The sequence below is a fragment of the Leisingera sp. F5 genome, from assembly GCF_001593695.1.
Genome location: NZ_LUKH01001290.1, coordinates 1 through 1135 on the forward strand (window position 1 = coordinate 1; position 1135 = coordinate 1135).

Genomic DNA, 1135 nt, shown 5'->3' on the forward strand with positions numbered 1-1135 from the left:
CGGCACTGCTCGGCGAGCGCGACCCGCTGCGCGGCGCACCTGCCGATCTGTCCCTGAGGCTGAAGGCGTTGAAGGATCCCAAAGGGTTCGGGCGCAGCCACCCGTACCAGCTGAACCGCCCGGTGGTGGAGCGCATCAAGAGCGAGGCGCGGCGGCTGGAGAGACAGGCAGGCCGCCGGGACGCAGGCCTGTCAGCCGCAATGATGGCTGCGCTCGCCTATCCCGACCGTGTGGGCCAGCGCCGCAAGGGCGACGCGCCGCGGTTTGTGCTGTCGGGCGGCAAGGGCGCCATTCTGGACGGCGGCGACACGCTGGCGGGGGCGCCCTTCATCGTGGCGCTCGATACCGACGGCAACCCGCGCGAGGCAAAGATCCGGATGGCGGCGCACATTTCGCTGACTGAGATCCGCGAACTGTTTGCCGGTCAGGTCATCTGGACTGACGTCTGCGACTGGTCCAAGCGCGACCGGCGGGTGATGGCACGCCAGCAGGAGCGGTTCGGCGCCGTGGTGCTGGACGACCGGATCTGGAAGGATGTGCCGCCGGACGCGGTGGCGCAGGCGATGCTGGACGGGGTGCGCGATCTGGGCCTGCGCCTCACCGGCGCTGCGGCACGGCTGGCAGCGCGGGTGGAGCTGGTGCGGGCCGAAGGCCATGCGCTGCCGGATTTCACCCTCTCCGGCCTGACCGAGACGCTGGAGGACTGGCTGCTGCCGATGCTGGAGGGGGTGAAATCGGCAGACGACTGGAAACGCTTCGACCTGCTGCCTGCGCTGCGCGCTGCCCTCAACTGGGAGCAGACGCAGATCCTGGACCACGAGGCGCCAGGCAGTTTCATCACCCCGCTGGGCCGCAAGATCCCGATCAGCTATGACGGTGACGTGCCGGAAATCTCGGTCCGCCTGCAGGAAATGTTCGGGGTCACCCGCCACCCGTCCGTCGGGGGCGTGCCGCTGAAAGTGTCTCTTCTGTCGCCGGCCCAGCGCCCGATCCAGATCACCCGCGACCTGCCCGGCTTCTGGGCAGGCTCCTATGCGGACGTGCGTAAGGATATGCGTGCGCAGTATCCCAGGCACCCCTGGCCCGAGGACCCCACCCGGGAAGACCCGACATTGCGCGCGAAACGCCGCAAATA

General features: G+C 68.9%; 1 protein-coding gene. It reads left to right on the top strand.

The window, feature by feature from the left end; genetic code table 11:
* The coding region (locus tag A2I95_RS40860; protein ID WP_291738009.1) for an ATP-dependent helicase C-terminal domain-containing protein at positions 1-1135 on the top strand (1135 nt) is incomplete at both ends.